17 protein-coding genes, 1 other RNA gene and 1 pseudogene are annotated in these 18,418 nt (G+C 61.3%); 16 read left to right on the forward strand and 3 right to left on the reverse strand.

The features are described 5' to 3' along the window. Positions 1-312: 312 nt before the first annotated feature. The 9 genes from Q0X61_RS09530 (at position 313) to serA (ending at position 7,527) form a co-directional block, all read left to right on the forward strand. Positions 313-543, forward strand: a complete 231-nt coding sequence (locus Q0X61_RS09530; protein ID WP_297742297.1) for a TraY domain-containing protein — start codon at positions 313-315, stop codon at positions 541-543. Next, complete coding sequence (locus Q0X61_RS09535; protein WP_297742298.1) at positions 527-790, forward strand: type II toxin-antitoxin system RelE/ParE family toxin; 264 nt, start codon at positions 527-529, stop codon at positions 788-790. The genes Q0X61_RS09530 and Q0X61_RS09535 overlap by 17 nt, the downstream gene beginning before the upstream one ends. Positions 791-994: 204 nt before the next feature. Next, positions 995-1,381 carry a DUF4870 domain-containing protein gene (locus Q0X61_RS09540; RefSeq protein ID WP_297742299.1) on the forward strand — a complete coding sequence of 129 codons (387 nt, stop codon included), beginning with the start codon at positions 995-997 and terminating at the stop codon, positions 1,379-1,381. Positions 1,382-1,530: 149 nt separating this feature from the next. Beyond that, a complete protein-coding gene (locus Q0X61_RS09545) occupies positions 1,531-3,048 on the forward strand; it encodes an ABC transporter substrate-binding protein (protein WP_297742300.1) in 1,518 nt (505 codons plus the stop codon). Between the two features lie 4 nt (positions 3,049-3,052). Continuing rightward, complete coding sequence (locus Q0X61_RS09550) at positions 3,053-3,994, forward strand: ABC transporter permease (RefSeq protein ID WP_297742301.1); 942 nt, start codon at positions 3,053-3,055, stop codon at positions 3,992-3,994. Then, entirely contained in the window at positions 3,991-4,806 is an 816-nt protein-coding gene (locus tag Q0X61_RS09555) for an ABC transporter permease (protein ID WP_297742302.1), read from the forward strand. The genes Q0X61_RS09550 and Q0X61_RS09555 overlap by 4 nt, the downstream gene beginning before the upstream one ends. Then, positions 4,803-5,558, forward strand: coding sequence for an ABC transporter ATP-binding protein (locus Q0X61_RS09560; protein ID WP_297742303.1), 756 nt, complete (start codon positions 4,803-4,805; stop codon positions 5,556-5,558). Before Q0X61_RS09555 ends, Q0X61_RS09560 begins: the two co-directional genes overlap by 4 nt. Continuing rightward, complete coding sequence (locus Q0X61_RS09565; RefSeq protein WP_297742304.1) at positions 5,555-6,286, forward strand: ABC transporter ATP-binding protein; 732 nt, start codon at positions 5,555-5,557, stop codon at positions 6,284-6,286. Before Q0X61_RS09560 ends, Q0X61_RS09565 begins: the two co-directional genes overlap by 4 nt. A 47-nt stretch (positions 6,287-6,333) precedes the next feature. Continuing rightward, positions 6,334-7,527: a phosphoglycerate dehydrogenase gene (serA, locus tag Q0X61_RS09570; RefSeq protein ID WP_297742305.1), complete on the forward strand. Its 1,194-nt coding sequence runs from the start codon at positions 6,334-6,336 to the stop codon at positions 7,525-7,527. A gap of 6 nt (positions 7,528-7,533) precedes the next feature. Here serA and hisN read toward each other — a convergent pair whose 3' ends face one another. Beyond that, entirely contained in the window at positions 7,534-8,319 is a 786-nt protein-coding gene (gene hisN, locus Q0X61_RS09575; protein ID WP_297742306.1) for a histidinol-phosphatase, read from the reverse strand. 82 nt (positions 8,320-8,401) lie between these two features. On the opposite strand from hisN, the gene prfB reads away from it, so the two are divergent. From prfB to ssrA, 6 genes are all read left to right on the forward strand, one after another. Next, entirely contained in the window at positions 8,402-9,514 is a 1,113-nt protein-coding gene (gene prfB / locus Q0X61_RS09580) for a peptide chain release factor 2 (protein ID WP_297742307.1), read from the forward strand. A 97-nt stretch (positions 9,515-9,611) separates the two neighbouring features. Continuing rightward, positions 9,612-10,298 (forward strand): cell division ATP-binding protein FtsE, encoded by a 687-nt coding sequence (ftsE, locus tag Q0X61_RS09585; protein ID WP_297742308.1) that lies wholly within the window; start codon positions 9,612-9,614, stop codon positions 10,296-10,298. Positions 10,299-10,309: 11 nt separating this feature from the next. Continuing rightward, positions 10,310-11,212, forward strand: coding sequence for a permease-like cell division protein FtsX (gene ftsX / locus Q0X61_RS09590; protein WP_297742309.1), 903 nt, complete (start codon positions 10,310-10,312; stop codon positions 11,210-11,212). A gap of 17 nt (positions 11,213-11,229) precedes the next feature. Continuing rightward, positions 11,230-12,780, forward strand: coding sequence for a M23 family metallopeptidase (locus Q0X61_RS09595; RefSeq protein ID WP_297742310.1), 1,551 nt, complete (start codon positions 11,230-11,232; stop codon positions 12,778-12,780). Between the two features lie 38 nt (positions 12,781-12,818). Next, complete coding sequence (gene smpB / locus Q0X61_RS09600; protein ID WP_297742311.1) at positions 12,819-13,298, forward strand: SsrA-binding protein SmpB; 480 nt, start codon at positions 12,819-12,821, stop codon at positions 13,296-13,298. Between the two features lie 29 nt (positions 13,299-13,327). Next, positions 13,328-13,696, forward strand: a transfer-messenger RNA (tmRNA) gene (gene ssrA / locus Q0X61_RS09605). Between the two features lie 49 nt (positions 13,697-13,745). On the opposite strand, the gene Q0X61_RS09610 is transcribed toward ssrA, so the two are convergent. Continuing rightward, entirely contained in the window at positions 13,746-14,450 is a 705-nt protein-coding gene (locus Q0X61_RS09610) for an integrase core domain-containing protein (protein WP_367270733.1), read from the reverse strand. A 105-nt stretch (positions 14,451-14,555) separates the two neighbouring features. Between Q0X61_RS09610 and Q0X61_RS09615 the strand changes: the two genes are divergently transcribed. Continuing rightward, positions 14,556-15,730, forward strand: a protein-coding gene (locus Q0X61_RS09615) for an IS3 family transposase (protein ID WP_297742312.1) whose coding sequence is annotated in 2 segments (ribosomal slippage) — positions 14,556-14,835 and positions 14,835-15,730 — 1,176 coding nt in all. Because the reading frame shifts where the segments join, the coding sequence is not laid out codon by codon here. Positions 15,731-17,531: 1,801 nt separating this feature from the next. On the opposite strand, the pseudogene Q0X61_RS09620 reads toward Q0X61_RS09615, so the two are convergent. Next, positions 17,532-18,418 (reverse strand): annotated as a pseudogene (locus Q0X61_RS09620) (IS3 family transposase); the annotation flags it as partial.

The raw sequence follows: 18,418 nt of genomic DNA on the forward strand, positions 1-18,418 counted from the left end.
ACCCAGAGGTCACAGGTTCAAATCCTGTCCCCGCTACGAAATCGGGCGCCCGTCCAACTTCGGTTGGGCGGGAGTTCTTTTTCTCACAGAGATCCCTCAGCAGAATCCCAGAGAGGGCGCTGGCAGTGGGTGAAGTTAAGCATGGGTTCTGAGTTCGGGAAGCCATGTCCCCATGTTCGACGAGCGCGATTGGGCAGGTGGAGGCGCGGCTACGCGGCGATACGTCGGTCGCGGTGGACACGCACACGTGCCCGGCCAGAGTCCCGAAGGTGACTACACGTAGTTATACTTGTGGTTGGAGGTGCGTGAACGATGACTGCTACGAGTGTAAGGCTGGATGCCGAAACGAGTGCACGGCTGGCCGCATTGGCTGAGCGAACGGGGCGGTCCCAGAGTTTCTACTTGCGGCAGGCTGTCGAGCAGCATCTCGATGAGCTGGAACACATCTATGGGCTCATGGCTGATGTGGAAGATGTGCGGGCTGGCCGTTTGGCAACAGTCTCTCTGGATGAGTTGATGGCTGACTGTGACTTGGTCGATTGACTTCACTGAGAAGGCTGCCAAGACGTTCCGGAAGCTCGACAAGCCTATCCAGCGACGGATCGTGAGCTATTTGCGTGAAGTCGCCCAGGATGACCCGCGCAACCGCGGCAAAGCGCTCACTGCAGACTTCGCAGGCCTGTGGCGTTGGCGTGTCGGCAACTGGCGGATCATTGCCCATATCGATGACAGTTCAGTCCTCATTCTCGTCGTCGATGTTGACCATCGATCACGGGTCTACGACCGCTAGCGGGCACGCTCGACGCCCGCGGTGTCCGCGTCAGGGCAGGGGCGTCGAGTGTGCTGCTCGTATCTAGAAGGCAGTTTGCTGCATATCCGACCCAACCACCGCGCAGTCTGCAGTAGTGACCCCTATCTCCACTACTCTTGAATGCGAGGGGAACCAGCAGCGAGATTGCGCACCCCTGCTACTGAAGAAGAGAAGGAGACGCCCATGTCCCAGGCGAACAATTTCCCGCCTAACAACCCCCACCCAGGCGGTTACCAGCCGCGTGGCAACTCGTCGGAAAACACGATGGCGATGCTTGCTCACGTACTTGGCATTGTGACAGCGTTTATTGGACCGCTGATCATCTGGTTGGTGAGCAAGGACGACCCCCGCAAGGCCTTCAGCACGGATCAAGCTAAGGAAGCGCTCAACTTCCAGATCACCGTCGCCATCGGCTACATCATCTCGGGTGCGCTGTCATTTGTATTCATCGGGCTCGTTACTGGACCGATTATCGGCATTCTCAACCTCGTCTTCTGCATCCTCGCGGCGCTTGCTGCGAATAAAGGTGAGACGTACCGTTACCCGTTCGCATTGCGCTTGGTGAAGTAACCCACGCGACCTTGTCGGGAGGGTGCTGGGCATGGTCCCCAGCGCCCTCCCGAACTCTTTCGTCACGCCAATGAGGAGTCTGACGCGAGGCCGCGCGCGAGTGCGGTTAGACTGATGCGGACCTATTGACCACATGCAGGAGTTGCACTATGCAGGCTCGTCGCCTTCTCAACCTCGTTTCGGCGCTACTGGTCGTCGTACTGATGGCAGCGTGTTCGGGTGGCTCACCAGGTGGAACAGGTGAGCAACCAGCGAAACAAACCAAGAAGGTCGAGATCGGCGCGACCGTCGAACCCGCTGGGATGGACATGATCACCGTCGATGGGGCAGGAACGCCGTTCGTGCTGTTGTACAACGTGTACGAAACCCTGGTGAAGCTCGGCCCCGACCGCGAGGTGCAGCCCCTGCTCGCCACAGACTGGCAGATCTCCGACGACGGTCTCACCTACATCTTCCACCTCGACAAGGCGGCAAAGTTTGCTGATGGCTCACCCGTCACCGCTGAGGCTGTAGCGCACAGCTTCCAGCGCATCATCGACGGCGAGGGCAAGAAGAGAGTCAAAGCAGACTTCGCGCCCCTCAAAGCAGCGCGCGCGTTGGATGCTCAGACCGTCGAGCTCACACTCTCTGCTCCCTCCAATTTCTTCCTCTCTGCGCTCTCCTCCACGGGCGGTATCGTCGTCAACCCCAAGGCCGACGTGAAGTCGCTCAACCAAACCCCCGCGGGCTCCGGGCCGTACAAGCTGGGGAAGTGGGAGCCAGGTTCGCTAGTGCAGTTGGTGCGCAACGAGAACTACTGGGGCACGCCGCCCCACTTCGACGAGGTCAACTTCCGCTTCTATGCAGACCCGAACGCCATGAACACCGCCATGCTCTCGGGCCAACTCGACATCGTCTCAAACCTCACGGTGCCGCAGGCGCTGGGCCAGTTCTCCGACAAGTCCCGCTTCACCGTGCTCGAAGGCTACACCGATGGCGAAGTGGTGCTCACCTTCAACCACCAGAACCCCGCGCTGGCGAAGAAGGAAGTGCGCCAGGCTATCAACCACGCCATCGATAGGCAGGCGGTCATCAACTCGGCATGGGGCGGCAAGGGCGCTCTCATCGGTTCGATGGTCCCGCCCACCGAACCTTGGTACGAAGATCTGAGTCAGACCTACCCGCACGACCCCGCCAAGGCCAAGGAACTGCTCGCCCAAGCAGGCGAGGCGAGCGGGCTCACCCTACGCCTTCGTGTTCCGACGCTCCCGTATGCCACTGCGGCGGCGCGCTCTATTCAGTCGCAGCTCGCCGATGTCGGTATCACCGTGAAGATCGAGGAACTGGAGTTCAGCCGGTGGTTGGACCTCGTCTTCACCAAGGGCGATTACGACATGACGATCGTCGCGCATGTCGAACCTCGTGACCTCGCGATGTATGCCTCCGACAACTATGCAGGCTATTCCAACCCTGCGTTCACGAAGCTCATGGAAGAATCCGACCGAGGCACTGCTGAAGAATTCGTATCCAAACAGAAGGAGGCCGCTCGGCTGCTCGCCGAGGACGCAGCGGCGGACTGGCTGTTCCTGCTGCCCAACATCATCATCACCAAACCGAGCATTTCCGGCGTCCAGAAAGACCAGATTTCGCTATCGTTCGATGTGACTACAATCGCATCGTCGGAGTGAGAGTATGCCCCTGATCCGCAGGCTGGCATGGTTCGCGGGCAGCTTGCTCCTCGCGTCGCTACTGATCTTTGCGGCGACGAATCTCCTGCCCGGCGATATCGCGAATGTCCTCTTGGGCACGAACGCTACGCCCGAAGATGTTGAGGCGCTGCGCCAGGAGCTCGGCCTCAACAGGCCCTTCCTCGCGCGATATGCCGAGTGGTTGGGCGGCGTGCTCGTCGGAGATTTCGGAACCTCGATGATCAGCGGCCGATCGGTCACGGCGACGGTGCTTCCCGCGCTGGGCGTCTCGGGATGGTTGGTCGGGCTGGCGACCGTGGGTTCCCTCGCCATCGCCTTGCCCGTCGGCGCATTCGCTGCCGTGAGGCGGCGCCATGTCGACGGCATTACGGTCTCGGCGCTGTCCCAGATCGGGCTTGCAGTGCCGGCGTTCTGGGCCGGCATCTGGCTCGTCGTTTTGTTCTCTGTGCATCTGGGGTGGCTGCCTGCGGGTGGCTACGTGCCCATCACTCAGTCGGCCGGACAGTGGGCGGCGCACTTGGTGCTTCCGGTGGCAGCCCTGTCGATCGTTCAAGCCAGCGTGATGAGCAGGTATGTACGAAGCGCGGTGATCGAGGTGCTGCACACCGACTACTTCCGTACCGCGCGCGCCGTCGGTTGGGGAAAGCTCGGGGCGCTGTGGCGTCACGGTATGCGTAACATCTCCATTTCACTGTTGACGGTGATCGGTCTGCAGATTGCGACGCTGCTCGTCGGCGCCATCATTATCGAGCAGGTCTTCGCGCTACCCGGCCTCGGCTCCAAGCTGCTGTACGCCGTGACGCAACGCGACCTCGTCGTCGTGCAGGGCATCGTGCTGCTGCTGGTGTGGGCCGTGCTGTTCATCAACTTCATCGTTGACGTCACCTACCAAGCCATCGACCCCCGACTGAAGCGGGAGGCATGATGCTGCGGAACTCATCGCTGTGGATCGGCGCCGCATGCATCGCGCTGGTGCTCGTCATCGCTGGCGTCGGTTTGTTCTGGACACCGTTTAGCCCGACGGCCAATGGCCCAGATCCGCTGCTTGAGCCGAGCTGGCCGCATGTGCTGGGCACCGACGCGTACGGCACCGACGTCCTTTCCCGGCTCATGGCGGGCGCGAAAATCGTCATTCTGGTCGGTGTGCTTGCGGTGGTGGGCGCAGCCGTGATCGGTGTGCCCATGGGCGTCGCAGCGGCGATGCTGCCCCGTGCCTGGGGCGAGATTCCCGCGCGCTTGGCCGACGTACTCTACGGATTCCCTGCCCTGCTGCTCGCAATCTTGTTCGCAGCGGCGTTGGGCGGCTCCACGTGGACTGCCGTGATGGCCATCGGAATCTCAACAATTCCAGCCTTCGTACGCGTCACCCGAGCGGAGACGCTGCAGGTGATGAGCCAGCCCTACGTCGAAGCCGCCAAGCTCGCAGGCGTTGGCGCATTCACCGTCGCGAGGCGCCACGTGTGGCCCAACATCGCGCCGGTGGTGTGGGTGCAATCATCCGTCAGCTTCGGCATCGCGATTCTCGCGGAAGCCGGACTGTCGTACCTGGGGCTCGGGAGTGGCCCCGACACACCGACGTGGGGCCGCATGTTGCGCGACGCACAAAACGACCTGTTCTCGACGCCCATGCTCGCGCTGTGGCCAGGGCTTGCCATCGCGATTGCGACGCTGGGGTTCAACTTGCTCGGCGACGGGCTGCGCGATGTGCTGGATCCGAAGCTCAGGGAGCGAGCATGACACTCGTGGTGGAAGGGCTGACCGTCCGCTTCGGCTCGACGGCGGTCATCGACGATGTCTCGTTCGACGTGGACAGCACCGAACGGTTGGGCATCATTGGGGCATCCGGCTCCGGAAAATCAGTGACGGCGCTCACGATCGCGGGCCTCCTGTCAGAAACCGCGCAGGTGAGCGGCAGCATCCAATGGGACGGCCGGGAACTCGTCGGTCTGCGCGACCGCGACTACCGCAAGCTCCGGGGCTCCGACATCTCGATGGTGTTCCAAGAGCCCATGACCGCACTTGACCCGACCATGCGGGTGGGGAGGCAAATCGCCGAGGCCATCGCGCTTCACGATCAGCGCAGCGGTAAACGTCGCACCGTCGTCGAAGAACTCGTCCGCGTGGGATTCACCGAACCCGAACGGGTTGCCGACTCCTACCCGCACCAGCTCTCCGGCGGGCAACGGCAGCGGGCACTGATCGCCATGGCTATCGTCAACAAACCTGGCCTGGTGATCTGCGACGAGCCGACGACAGCCCTCGACGTGATCGTGCAACGCCAGATTCTGCACGTGCTCGACGAGGTACTCACCAACCGCTCGGCGCTCTTTATCTCGCACGACCTTGCGGTGGTGAAAGCAATCTGTTCGCGGGTCATCGTCATGCAAGGCGGCCGCATCGTCGAGGAAGGCCCCATCGAGCGGATCATCGAGCAGCCGCGGTGCGAGTACACAGCCCGACTGATCGCGGCGGCGAGGGGAGAGCTATGACGCTGGTGGAGATCGTCGATGGGGAGGTCACCTACCGCCGACGGGGTGCCCCCTTCATCGCGGTGCAGAACGTGAATCTCGCCATCGACGTAGGGGAGCGGGTAGGCATCGTCGGGAGATCGGGGTCAGGAAAAACCACGATTGCCAGGATGCTGCTCGGCTTGGTGCAACCCTCCCGAGGGGAGGTGCGCTTTCGAGGCCATCCTTTGAATGAGGGCGTACGTGAGCTCCGCCGTTCTGCCTCGCTGGTGTATCAAGACCCGAACGCGTCACTGAACTCGCGCATGCGCGTGGGAGCCATCATCGCCGAGCCCCTTCACCGCGCCGCCACAAAGGACGAACTGGCCACATTGATGACCTCGGTGGGCCTCGACCCGGCATTGGCCCGACGGTTTCCCCACCAGCTTTCCGGCGGGCAGCGCCAGCGCGTTGCCATCGCCCGGGCGCTCATTGCGGACCCGGAGTTGCTCGTCGCCGACGAGCCGGTTTCCGCGTTGGACGTGCTCGTTCGCGCCCAGGTATTGCAGGTGTTGCACGACGAAGCCCAGGCCAGGAACCTTGCGATGATGATCATCAGCCATGACCTACCCACCGTCGAGAAGTTGTGCACGCGTGTGGTGGTGGTCACCGAAGGACGCATCGTCGAGGAGGGGCCAGTGGATGCTGTGTTCCACAATCCGGAGCATCCGTACACGCGTGAGTTGCTCCGCTCGTCCCTCAGTCTCTGAGACGCAGGCGCGAACGACATTCCCACACTGGGCTAGCATGCACAGTTGTGAAAGCGCTACTCCTCGAGAACATCCACGACGAAGCCCACCGACTCCTGACCGAGCGAGGTTTCGAGGTCGACACACGCCCGAAGGCGCTCGGCCTAGACGAACTCGTCGAGGCGCTGCGCGGAGTGCACTATCTAGGTATTCGTTCCACCACCACCGTCACCGACGAGGTCATCGCCAACGCGCCTGATTTGCGCGCTATCGGTGCGTTTTGCATCGGCACGAACCAGATTGATCTCACTGCCGCATCGCGCGCCGGCCTCCCGGTGTTCAACGCCCCCTACTCGAACACTCGCTCCGTCGTCGAACTCGTGATTGGCGAGATCGTCATGTTGGCTCGTCGCCTGGCGGAGAAGAACCAAAACATGCACGCCGGCGTATGGGAGAAGTCGGCGATCGGCTCCCACGAAATCCGTGGGCGCACGCTCGGCATCGTCGGGTACGGCAACATTGGCGCACAGCTGTCCGTGTTGGCCGAGTCGTTCGGAATGCGCGTGTTGTACTACGACATCGCCGATAAATTGCCGCTGGGCAACGCCCGACGCTGTGAGACGCTCGACGAACTTCTTGCCAACTCCGACACCGTGACGCTGCATGTCGATGGGCGAGTGGAGAACACCATGTTCTTCGGCGCAGACGAGTTCGCCAAGATGAAGCCCCGTGCCATGTTCTTGAACCTGTGCCGCGGGCATGTCGTCGACCATGAGGCGCTGCACGCGGCGCTCGCATCTGGGCACGTATCCGGAGCCGCTATCGATGTGTTCCCGCAGGAACCTAAAAAACGCAGCACTGAGTTCGAGTCTGTGCTGCGGGGGATGCCCAACGTGATTCTCACTCCGCACGTGGGAGGATCAACGCTAGAGGCCCAGGAAAATATCGGGCGCTACGTCGCTGGAAAGTTCGCTGACTACGAGTTTGAGGGCTCGACATCCATGTCGGTCAACATGCCCGAGATCGCCACCACGCCGCTGAAATACCGTCGTATCCTCCACCTGCACCACAACGTGCCGGGCGTGATGGCGGCGTTCAACCGCATTCTCGCGAACAGTGATTTGAACATTGGCGCGCAGTCGTTGGCCACGAAAGATGACATCGGTTACGCGGTCACTGACGTCGAAGGTGCACCCGAAGAGGGCATGCTCGAGCAGCTGGCGGGCATCGACGGCACCATCAAGGTGCGTGTGTTGCCGTAGCGAACCTCAGCCGTTGAGGTATCTCAGCACCGTTTCGTGCAGGCGCCCGTTCGTTGCCAGCGCGCCTGGCCCTGCAACGCCGTCCGTGCCGTCGAGATTGGTGAACCTGCCGCCGGCCTCACGAACGATGATGTCGAGCGCCGCCATGTCGTGCAGCTCGAGCTCTGGCTCGCTCGCGATGTCGACGGCCCCCTCCGCTACCAGCATGTAGCTCCAGAAATCGCCGTAGGCGCGGGTGCGCCAGGCGTCGCGCATGAGGTTGACGAAGCCCTGTCCGCGCCGCGACTCCACCCAGCCGTTGAGCGAGGAGTACGACAGGGACGCGTCGGCGACGCTCTCTACATGAGAGACATGGAGCTGTGTCGCGTTGAGAATGTTGCGGCCGGTGAAGGCGCCACTGTCAAGTGACGCCCACCACCGCCGTCCGAGCGCTGGAGCGGAGACAACACCAGCGACGATCTCGCCGGCGTGTTCGAGTGCGATCAGCGTGGCCCACACGGGGACGCCGCGCAGGAAATTCTTGGTGCCGTCGATGGGGTCAACGATCCAGCGGCGATCACGCTCACCCGTCGACCCCAATTCTTCTCCGACGATCCCGTCACGCGGGCGGCTACGAGACAGCGTGATGCGGATAGACTCCTCAACGGCGGTATCCGCGTCAGTCACGGGCGTGTCATCGGGTTTGGTGCGAAACTTCAGGTCCGTGGCCTTGAACCGGCTCATCGTAATGGAGTCGGCGTTGTCAGCCATCATGTGTGCGAGCTTGAGGTCGTCGTTGAACTGTCCAACCATGCAGCCCAGGCTAGACGACCGGACGCCCGTCTGCGACCAAGCAGACTGCGAGTCTTCGGATGCGCAGCTAGAATGACCGATTGTGGCTCACCAGGATCTCGAAATGCGTATTCAGGAGCTCGATCACTCACTGCAGTCGATCGAGACAGTTGCCGACATCCCGAAGCTGAAAGACGAGATCGCGACGCTCCAAGAGCAGGCGGCAGCCCCCGACCTGTGGGATGACCAGGACAATGCGCAACGCGTCACGTCGGCGCTTTCGCAGAAGAGCTCTGAGCTGGAGCGTCTGGAAGGCTTGCGCAGTCGGTTAGAAGACGCCACTGTCATGCTCGAGCTTGCCGAAGAGGAAGCCGACGAGGATACCGAGCACGAAGTTGATGCCGAGTTGCAGCGTCTCAGCAAAGAAATCGAGGCGCTCGAGGTGCGTACGCTGCTGTCGGGCGAGTACGACCCCCGCGACGCGCTGGTCACCATCCGCTCAGAGGCAGGCGGCGTCGATGCTGCTGACTTCGCCGAGATGCTGATGCGCATGTACACGCGCTGGGCAGACCGTCACGGCTACACCGTTGAGGTGTACGACACGTCGTATGCGGAAGAGGCTGGCCTGAAATCGGCGACGTTCGCCGTCAAAGCTCCGTTCGCGTACGGCACGCTGTCGGTAGAACAGGGCACGCATCGGCTCGTGCGTATCTCGCCGTTCGACAACCAGGGACGCCGGCAGACGTCGTTCGCGGGCGTTGAGGTGCTCCCCGTTACGGAGGACACCGACCACATCGACATCCCGGAGCAAGACATCCGCATCGACGTGTTTCGTTCTTCAGGGCCAGGCGGCCAGTCGGTCAACACCACCGACTCGGCGGTGCGCATCACGCACATTCCCACGGGCATCGTCGTGAGCTGTCAGAACGAGAAGTCGCAGATCCAGAACCGGGCGGCTGCGCTGCGCGTGCTCCAGGCGCGGCTGCTGGAGCGCGCGCGCCAGGAGCGCGAGGCCGAGATGAACGCGCTGAAGGGCGACGGCGGCAACTCGTGGGGTGCGCAGATGCGCTCCTACGTCATGCACCCCTACCAGATGGTGAAGGATCTCCGTACCGAGCATGAAGAGGGCAATCCTGCCGCTGTGTTCGACGGTGAAATCGACGATTTCATCGACGCGGGCATCCGCTGGCGCAAGCGCACGCAAACCGACGCGTGACGGCGTGTCAAAGTCGCGACGATTTTGCTCGGCACCTAGACTCAATTTGACCCACTGAGAGTTTCTCAGCTTCCCCTACGCGGTCGGAGTTTGTTGCGTGATCAAATTTGAGGACGTCACCAAGTTCTATCCTGGGCAGGAAACTGCTGCCCTCAGGAATATCAACCTGGAGATTGAAAAAGGCGAGTTCGTGTTCCTGGTCGGCCAGTCCGGCTCAGGCAAATCAACATTCCTTCGTCTGATCCTTCGCGAGCACAAGCCGTCGAAGGGAAATCTCTACGTCGCGGGCAAGAACCTCTCGACGATGAACCAGTGGCAGGTGCCACAGCTGCGTCGCCAGATGGGGATGGTGTTTCAAGACTTCCGCCTGCTGCCTGGAAAAACGGTCTACGAGAATGTCGCGTTCGCGCTGCAGGTGATCGGTAAATCTGGCAAGCACATCCGGCGGATCGTGCCCGAAACGCTCGAATTGGTCGGCCTCGAAGGTAAGGACGACAGGCTGGGAGAGGAGCTCTCTGGTGGTGAGCAGCAGCGCGTCGCTATCGCGCGAGCTTTCGTGAACCGTCCGAAGATCCTCATCGCCGATGAGCCCACCGGCAACCTCGATCCGGAGACGAGCGTCGGCATCATGAAGCTGCTTGATCGCATCAACCGCACAGAAACCACGGTCATCATGGCCACCCATGATGCGTCTATCGTCGACCAGATGCGGCGGCGCGTGCTGGAGCTCAAGAGTGGGGAGCTCGTGCGCGATCAGTCCAAGGGTATTTACGGGCAGGCTTAGGAGAACCACACATGAGGCATACGCTTCGCGAAACTTGGTCGGGTCTGCGTCGCAACCTGGCCATGACCATCGCTGTCATCGTCACCGTAGGCGTCTCGCTCACCCTGTTTGGCGCAGGCCTGCTCACCTCGTCGGAGGTGAACTTGGTGAAGGGACGCTGGTACGACAAGATCGAGATTTCCGTGTTCTTGTGCATTGAAGCGTCCTCGGGTGGCAATTGCCAGCCGGAAGTAGCAACGACGGATGCCCAACGGCAGGCCATTGAGGAGAGGCTGAAGGCGAACCCTGAGGTCGCACAGGTGTTCTACGAGTCGAAGGAAGACGCGTACGAGGAGTTCAAGCGCGTCTTTGCGAACTCGCCGATCCTCCCGTCACGTACCGTGGAGCAGATGCAGGATTCCTTCCGCGTGAAGTTGAAGAATCCCGAGAACTACCAGGGCGTGGTGAGCGAGGCGGAGGGGCTGCAAGGCGTGCAGCAGGTGCAGGACTTGCGCAATGTGCTCGACCCGATGTTCAAGGCGCTGTCTGCGGTGCAGTGGGCAACGATCATTATGTCGGTGTTCTTGCTGGTTGCCGCTGCGCTGCAGATTAGCAACACCATCCGGATTGCTGCATTCACCCGAAGGCGAGAGATCGGCATCATGCGGCTGGTGGGTGCCTCCAACCTGTACATCGTGCTTCCGTTCCTGCTGGAATCACTGGTTGCGGGATTGATAGGCATCCTCATCGCGTCGGCAACGTTGGCGGTGGGCTACTACTTTCTCATTGTGCAGAAGGCGCAAACCTTAATCACAACTTTACCTTGGATTGGGTGGCCAGACTTATTGAGTGCAATCCTGATCATTGCTGTGGTGGGTATCGCACTCGCCATTATTCCTACGCTTTTCGCTACACGTAAATACGTGCAGGTCTGACGAAAGGAGACGACTGCATGCGGGTCCTTCCCCCTAAGCCCGTCCGTATGATCGTACAAACGAGCCTCGCTGTTGTCGCGGCCGGTGCCTTGTTCGTCTCCGTTGCGCCACTCGCGTCGGCTGATGATCTCGACGATCAGCGCAATCGTGTTCGTCAGCAGATCAGCCAGTTGGAGGGTCGGCGTTCTGATCTTTCCGGGCAGATCGCCACTCAGCAAGGGGCTGTCGCCGACGCGAACGAAGTGAACGCCCAGGCTATCGACGCGCTACAGCAAGCCGAGTCGGAACTGGCAAATGCGCGTGCGGCACTGGCGGCGGCCGAAGCGCGGATGGCCGAGTCGGAAGCGCTTGATCAGCAGCGTCAGGAAGAGCTGGAGGCTGCGGAGGTTGCGCTTGAGAAGGCCAAGGCCGACGTCGCCGCCGCGGAGGCCGCCTACGACGCTCTCAATAGGCGCATCGATCAAGAGGTCAGCTTCGTGACGCAGAAGCAGGGCCCGTTGGTGAACCTCGCACTGTTGCTCACAGAAACGGACGCCAACCAGCTCAACCAGCAGGCTCAGTTTGGAGACACTCTTTTCGACGTGTCAGCGCTCGAACTGGACGAGGCGGAACGGCTGCGCGTGCAGCTCGACCAGGCTCAGGCCCGCGCCGATGAGGCGGAACGCAGGGCTGCTGAGGCACGCCAGGCGGCGGCAGAGCAGCTGCAAGAGAGCCGTGCGGCCAAGGAAGAGGCAGCTGGGCTGACTGCTCGGGTGGAAGATCTCGTCGCCGCACGTGACGCGGCCGCCTCCGAAGCAGCGTCTGCGCTGCAGCGCGAAGAAGCCATTCAGCAGGACATGGAGGACGACGCGGCAGCCGTCGAACAGCGCATTCAGGCGCGTATAACGGAAGCCGGAAAGCTCGACAGCCAGATTGCTGAGCGCGACCGCAAACGTGCGGAGGAGGAACGCAAGCGGCGCGAGGAGGCAGCTAAGCGTCAGCGAGAAGCCGCTGCAAAACGTGCCGCAGCGCAGCGGGAAGCACAACGCGCCGCTGCCGAGAAATCTGCTGCGTCGAAGAAGAGCGCGTCGGCGTCGAAGCCAAAGACAAGCTCCGGTTCAAGCAAGCGGGCAACGAGCTCTCGAACGTCAAAACGGCCAGCTACAACGCAGTCGTCGAGCAGCAGCTCTAGAGGGTTCATGAACCCCGTTCCCGCGCGCATCACGTCGCGGTTCGGCATGCGTGTGCATCCCGTGACGGGCGTGTACAAGTTGCACGATGGCACTGATTTCGGTGCGTCCTGCGGCACGCCCATGAAGGCTGCCTACGACGGCGTCGTCACCGAGCGCTACTACAACCGCGGTTACGGCAACAGGCTCATGATCGATCACGGCAGGATCGGCGGCGTAAACGTGACGACAGGGTATAACCATGCGTCGCGGTACATCGTCGGTGTTGGTCAGCGAGTGTCGAAGGGGCAGACCATCGGCTACGTTGGCACCACCGGGTATTCCACTGGCTGTCACCTGCACCTCATGGTGTGGGAGAACGGCCGCGTGAAGAATCCGATGAGCCGCTGGTTCGGCTGAGTTCCACCGATTGGCACGAGTGAATCTATACTGGCCCAATGCCTAGAGAGACCGGCCAGAAGATGATCGCCCAGAATAAAAAGGCGCGGCACGACTACGCCATCGGGGATACCTACGAGGCTGGTCTGGTGCTCACCGGAACGGAAGTGAAGACGCTACGTCACGGGCGCGCCACGATCGGCGACGCCTACGCCACCATCGAGAACGGCGAGGCGTGGTTGATTAATGCCAACATTCCCGAGTACGACCACCACTCTTGGCAGGGGAGTCACGCTGCCCGACGCACACGCAAGCTATTGCTCAACGCGAAGGAAATCAACAAGCTCGCACGCGCGCTCGAAGGGGCTGGCACGACGCTGGTGCCGCTGCAGCTGTACTTCAAGGACGGCTACGCCAAGGTGCAGATCGCTGTCGCCACCGGTAAAAGGGACTGGGACAAGCGCCAGACCATCAAGGAGCGGGAGCTGGATAGGGAGGCCCGACGGGCCATGGCGCAGCGTAATCGCTATCGCCGCTGAAGCGTGTATCATAGAGAGACAACTCAACAGGGGGCGATCGGTTTCGACTTGGGACGGTAGTCGCAAGGGAAGCGGGCCGAGAAGCCATGCTCATCTCGTAAACGATGCATGGAAACCAATAAGTGCCAACAAGAACAGCACTGACTTCGCTCTCGCTGCCTGATCAGCGATCGAAGGGTCAGCCCGGACGAGCCTTCGGTTCGGAATCTGGCCTCATTTAGAGGGCTTGCTGCCTAGCTTGCGTATCAGGAGCTAGGTGGGACTTCACTGATACTGGGTCTGTTGGCGACGTGCTGATGTGAGTGCCAAGACCAAGAACAACGCCATCGTCAGCTGCGCCCGGAGAAGACTTGCCTCACCTTTCAAGGACGCGGGTTCGATTCCCGCCGCCTCCACAACTGTGATGTCTCAGGACATCGGAATAGCCTGAACCCACGTTTTGTGGGTTCAGGTTTTTTTGTTTTGGGTTTGGGGTTGGTAGTCGCGGGTGGGGTCGATGGTGAGTTCGCGGAGGATTTCGCCGGTGATGGCGTTGATGATGGTGACGTGGAGGTCGTGGGCGAGGATGAGGACGCGGGTTCGTGCGTGGGTTCGTCCGATGCCGATGTGGTGGAGTTTGCCGTTGACTCGTAGGGTGACGGTGCCTGCGGTGTCGATGATGTCGGTGCGGACTCTGTCGTGGCTGCGTGGGGTGGTGTTTGGTGTGGCTTTGGGTTTGGTGGTGTAGATAGTGGCGGGGACTGCGTGGTGAGGCAGGGCTCGGTGGGGTCGTTGGTGGTTGTAGCGGTAGCGGAATTGGTGTAGGAGTTGCTGTAGTTCGTTCACGGTGGTCGGCTGGTCGGGTTGGGTGCGTAACCATTTCTTCAGTGTTTGCTGGAACCGCTCGACTTTGCCTTGGGTTTGGGGATGGCCGCCTCTGCCGTTGATTTGGCGAATGCTCCATGATGCCAGGAGTGCTTCGAATCCGTTGCGGCCGGGGTTGCCGCTGAATCGGGTGGTGTAGACCATGCCGTTATCAGTCAGGGTTGAAGCTGGTTTTCCATAGAGCGCGCAGGTTGTGGTGAACGTGTCCACCACGAGGGGTGTTGTGATTCGGCGGTGGGCAGTGATGTGGAGGGCATAGTGGCTGCAATCATCGAGCCAGGTGATGATCTCGCAATCGGTGCCGTCAGCGAGGCGATAGGGACTGCTGACGGTTTGGTTGACTCTAAGATCGCATGACTCTCATGAAAGGGTCGTGCTGGAAGGATGGCATCCATGCCGAAGATCGTTTACACCGACGAGTTCAAGCGCGACGCGGTCGCGCTTGTCGCCTCAGGCATCCCGCAGAAGCAGGTCGTCAAGGACCTGGGTGTCGCGAAGACCACGCTGCAGGCGTGGGTCCGCGACGCGAGGTTCCAGTCTCACGCGATGACGCCGACCACGGACCCCGAGGCACGCAAGGACATGTCCCAGGCTTTGCGTAGGATCCGTGAGTTGGAGATGGAAAACGAGGTGCTACGCCGCGCAGCAGCGTATCTGTCGCAGGCTCACATCACACCCCCAAAATGATCTATCCGCTCGTCAAGGAGATGGCTGCTGTCGGTGCCCCGGTGAGGGTGCCGGTGGCGGTCGCGTGCCGGATACTGGGATTGTCCAAACAGGGCTACTACAAGTGGCTCAAGCAGCCGATTTCGGTGCGTGAGGCCGAGGAACGTGAGTTGATCGCCGTGCTACGCAAGCTCCATGCCGACGACCCCGAGGGCGGCTACCGGGTGCTGGCCGACGACATCGGCGAGCTGGGCTACACACTCTCCGAGCGCAGAGTCTGGCGGCTGTGCCGGGTCGCTGGCATCCAATCGGTCATCGTCACACGCACATCGCGCTACAAGAAGGCAGGGGCACCGGTCCACGATGACCTCGTGCAGCGTCAGTTCACCGCTGAGGGCCCCAATGAACTATGGCTGACCGACATCACCGAGCACCGCACTCGTGAGGGAAAGGTGTATCTGTGTGCGATCAAGGATGTGTTCTCCAACCGGATCGTGGGCTACTCGATCGACACCAGGATGAAGGCCCGCATCACGGTCAACGCGCTCGAGATGGCAGTGGCCCACCGAGGGCAGCCGGCCGGGGTGATCGTGCACTCGGACCGCGGCTCTCAATTCCGCTCCAGACGCTTCCTGAAAGCCCTGAAACGTCACGGGCTCCGCGGCTCAATGGGCCGCGTGGGGGCCTGTGGTGACAACGCTGCGATGGAGTCGTTCTTCGCGCTCCTGCAGAAGAACGTCCTCGACCGACGGTCCTGGAGCACACGAGAGGAACTACGGCTGGCGATCGTGTCCTGGATCGAGGGCAAGTATCACCGCAAACGCCGTCAACGCCGACTCGGGAAACTCTCCCCTGTCGAGTTCGAACTCATCATGAAACCAACCGCTACACTGGCGGCATAAACCCGGAGGTCAACCAAACCTTCAGCGGACCCTCGTCGAGCATCCGCAGCGCGCGCTCGCGCATCTCGGGCGAGTACTTCTGATTCATCGGTTCCATCCTTGCTTGAAGAACGGAACGAAACCCAGGGCGCTTCATTGTGAGCCACATGGGGCCTCGACGGCCTCACGTGTCGTTGAATGGATGGTGAGCAATGATCATGGATGGCAACTTCCGCAGGGTGGATGCCCTCGAACGCCAGCATGGACCATACCGGTAGCGGCTCGCACGGACGCCGAACCGTCTTATTGGTTGTAGATGCGTAACCATGGCCACCTACTATCTCGGCTTGTTTCCCTCGTCGGGCGGAGAAGCGCGTGAGTGGAGCGGCTACGGTTCCTTTCTCTCCATCCCGACCTCATGTGAGCGCCACAAATTCCTGTGCGAGCGGAAATCCGACGCGTCCTGCGGACGATGATGGTGGCTCCTTCGAGGCTGCCGTCATCGCCCTCTGGCCGGGTGCCCTGCTCCTAACCAAGTGGCTTGGGTGCAGCCTCTGTGCTGAAGTGCATGGACGCGGGACTCTGCGGCAACGACATACGGCTCACCGTAAGCGCGGGGGATTGCGATGGGCAGGTCGTCGTTGGGATCCATGAGCTGGCGAAGCAGAGGTCGAGCTAAATGGCTTGGTCGCTGCTTCCATGGACGACAAGGCCAGTCATTTCGACGCCGGTCAGACGATCGAATCGGCCATCGAAGCCAGATGCCTGCTTGATGTGCCGAATGATGGCAGAGTCCCGACGAGACTCACTCGCGGCCCCGGGTAGGTAGGGGCGGACCGCCCCATGGGGGGCTGTTGTGTGGATTGTTGGTTTTGTTTTGGTGGATGCGGGGAGGTGTAGCCCCATGCCGGGTGATTGTGGTGGTTGTGTTCGGTGTTGCAGTCGTTGATGGCTACTTTTCTATTGCGATGAGAGCTTTCGCCACGCGCACCATCTCATCAATGTCAACGTAGCGGCTCGTCATTATAAACGTTTGTCCCGGTGCAGCTTTCAACTCCATGGCGCACGTAATCGACCTCTTCTCTTTCGTCGATGCCGGGTTCAGATAGCAACAACCACCATCAAACTGTTGTAGCTCTTGCTGCCCCTCACCTATCCTTTCCGGGTTCGAACGCCTACCTAAAGCAACGAAGACGATCATCCTCTGGCCGTCTCTGTAGACAGGTTTTATGATCTTGCCTATTTCTTGGAGTTCCAGTTCCCAGTTTTCGAGCTTTTTCGGTAGAACCTCGTTCAGTGTGGCGTACCTCTCGGCGATTTGATTTGACCTGATCGGGTTGTCCGTTGGTGGCTGTTGCGTTGTAGGCGCAACAGTGCTGGGGGTCGGTGTGGGTTCTGACGCCGGTGGTGGTTCCGATTGTGTGTCTGTTGTTGATGGTGTTGGTTCGGTCGACGCGTTAGAGGAAGATCCGCCACTTGTGGGCCAGAGGGCCCACACTAAGACCGCGACAAGGGCGACAGTGAGAACACCAATCGCCACGAAGTAGGGTGTGCGGTTAGGGCGGGGTGCGTGAGAACTGCCACCGTAACCGGGGGCACCTGGTTGCGCAGACAAAGACATCATAAAACTCCTACCCACACAGTGCGTATCGAAACACCACAATAACAAACAGGCTAACCACGCCCCCCCATAAGCAGGCTCATGAGTTGCTGGAACTGTCGCTTCACTACCCCTCGGACTGACCGGGTGATTCGACGGCGACTTTGCCGGGCAGTGAGTCCGATGGGGTCCCTGGGGAACCGGGGTGACCTGCCCCCGCGGTTGGGTTCGGACGTTGTGTGAGTCGTTGGTTTGCGTTTGTTGGGTGCTTTGCCGAGCGTACTCGGCTGGGGTTAGGTAGCCCAGTGATGAGTGCCGGCGGTGGTGGTTGTACTCGGTCTTCCAGTCGCTGATCATTACGCGGGTGTGGAGTAGCGAGTAGAAGGTGTTGATGTTGAGGCACTCGTCGCGGGTCCTGCTGTTGAACGATTCGATGTAGTCGTTGCGCCACGGTGACCCGGGCGGGATGTAGCTCAGGCCGGTGCGGGTGCCGGCCCAGTGCGTCATGGCCTCACTGATCAGTTCGGGCCCGTTGTCGTAGCGCAGCGTCGCTGGGGTGCCGTGGTCAGCGGCGAGCGCTTCGAGGTGGCAGGTGAGCTTCGTGGCGGTGATCGAACGGTCGGCCAGGCCTGCGATGCATTCGCGAGTGTGCTCGTCGACGATGGAGCAGATCTTGATCGGCCGGCCGCGTTCGTCGCTGTCGAATTGGAAGTCGACCACCCACACCAGGTTCGGCGCCGAGGCGGAGGGCGCGTCGGCGGTGGAGGCACCCACGCGTTTGCGGCGGCGACGTTGCGGCACGCGGAGGCCCTCCTCGCGCCACAGCCGCTGGATCTTCTTGTGGTTCACCATCCAGCCCTCCGCGCAGGGCGTCGTGATACGCCCTGCGGTATCCCCATCTTGGGTGCTTCTTCGCCTACGCCCAGAGCCAGTCGCGTAATGCCCGGTCCGGATCCGCGGCCGTTTCCCGGTGCAGGGGGCGCCGGTAGGCGGAGCGCGACAGCCCGGCCAGACGGCACGCCATCCGCTCACTCACCCGCAGTGCCCGGATCAGGTGAGCGGATGGCGGCGCGGCGTCTGCCTGGGCCTAGAAGTTTCCCTCCGCCAAC

Source organism: uncultured Tessaracoccus sp. (assembly GCF_947255005.1).
Classification (GTDB): domain Bacteria; phylum Actinomycetota; class Actinomycetes; order Propionibacteriales; family Propionibacteriaceae; genus Arachnia.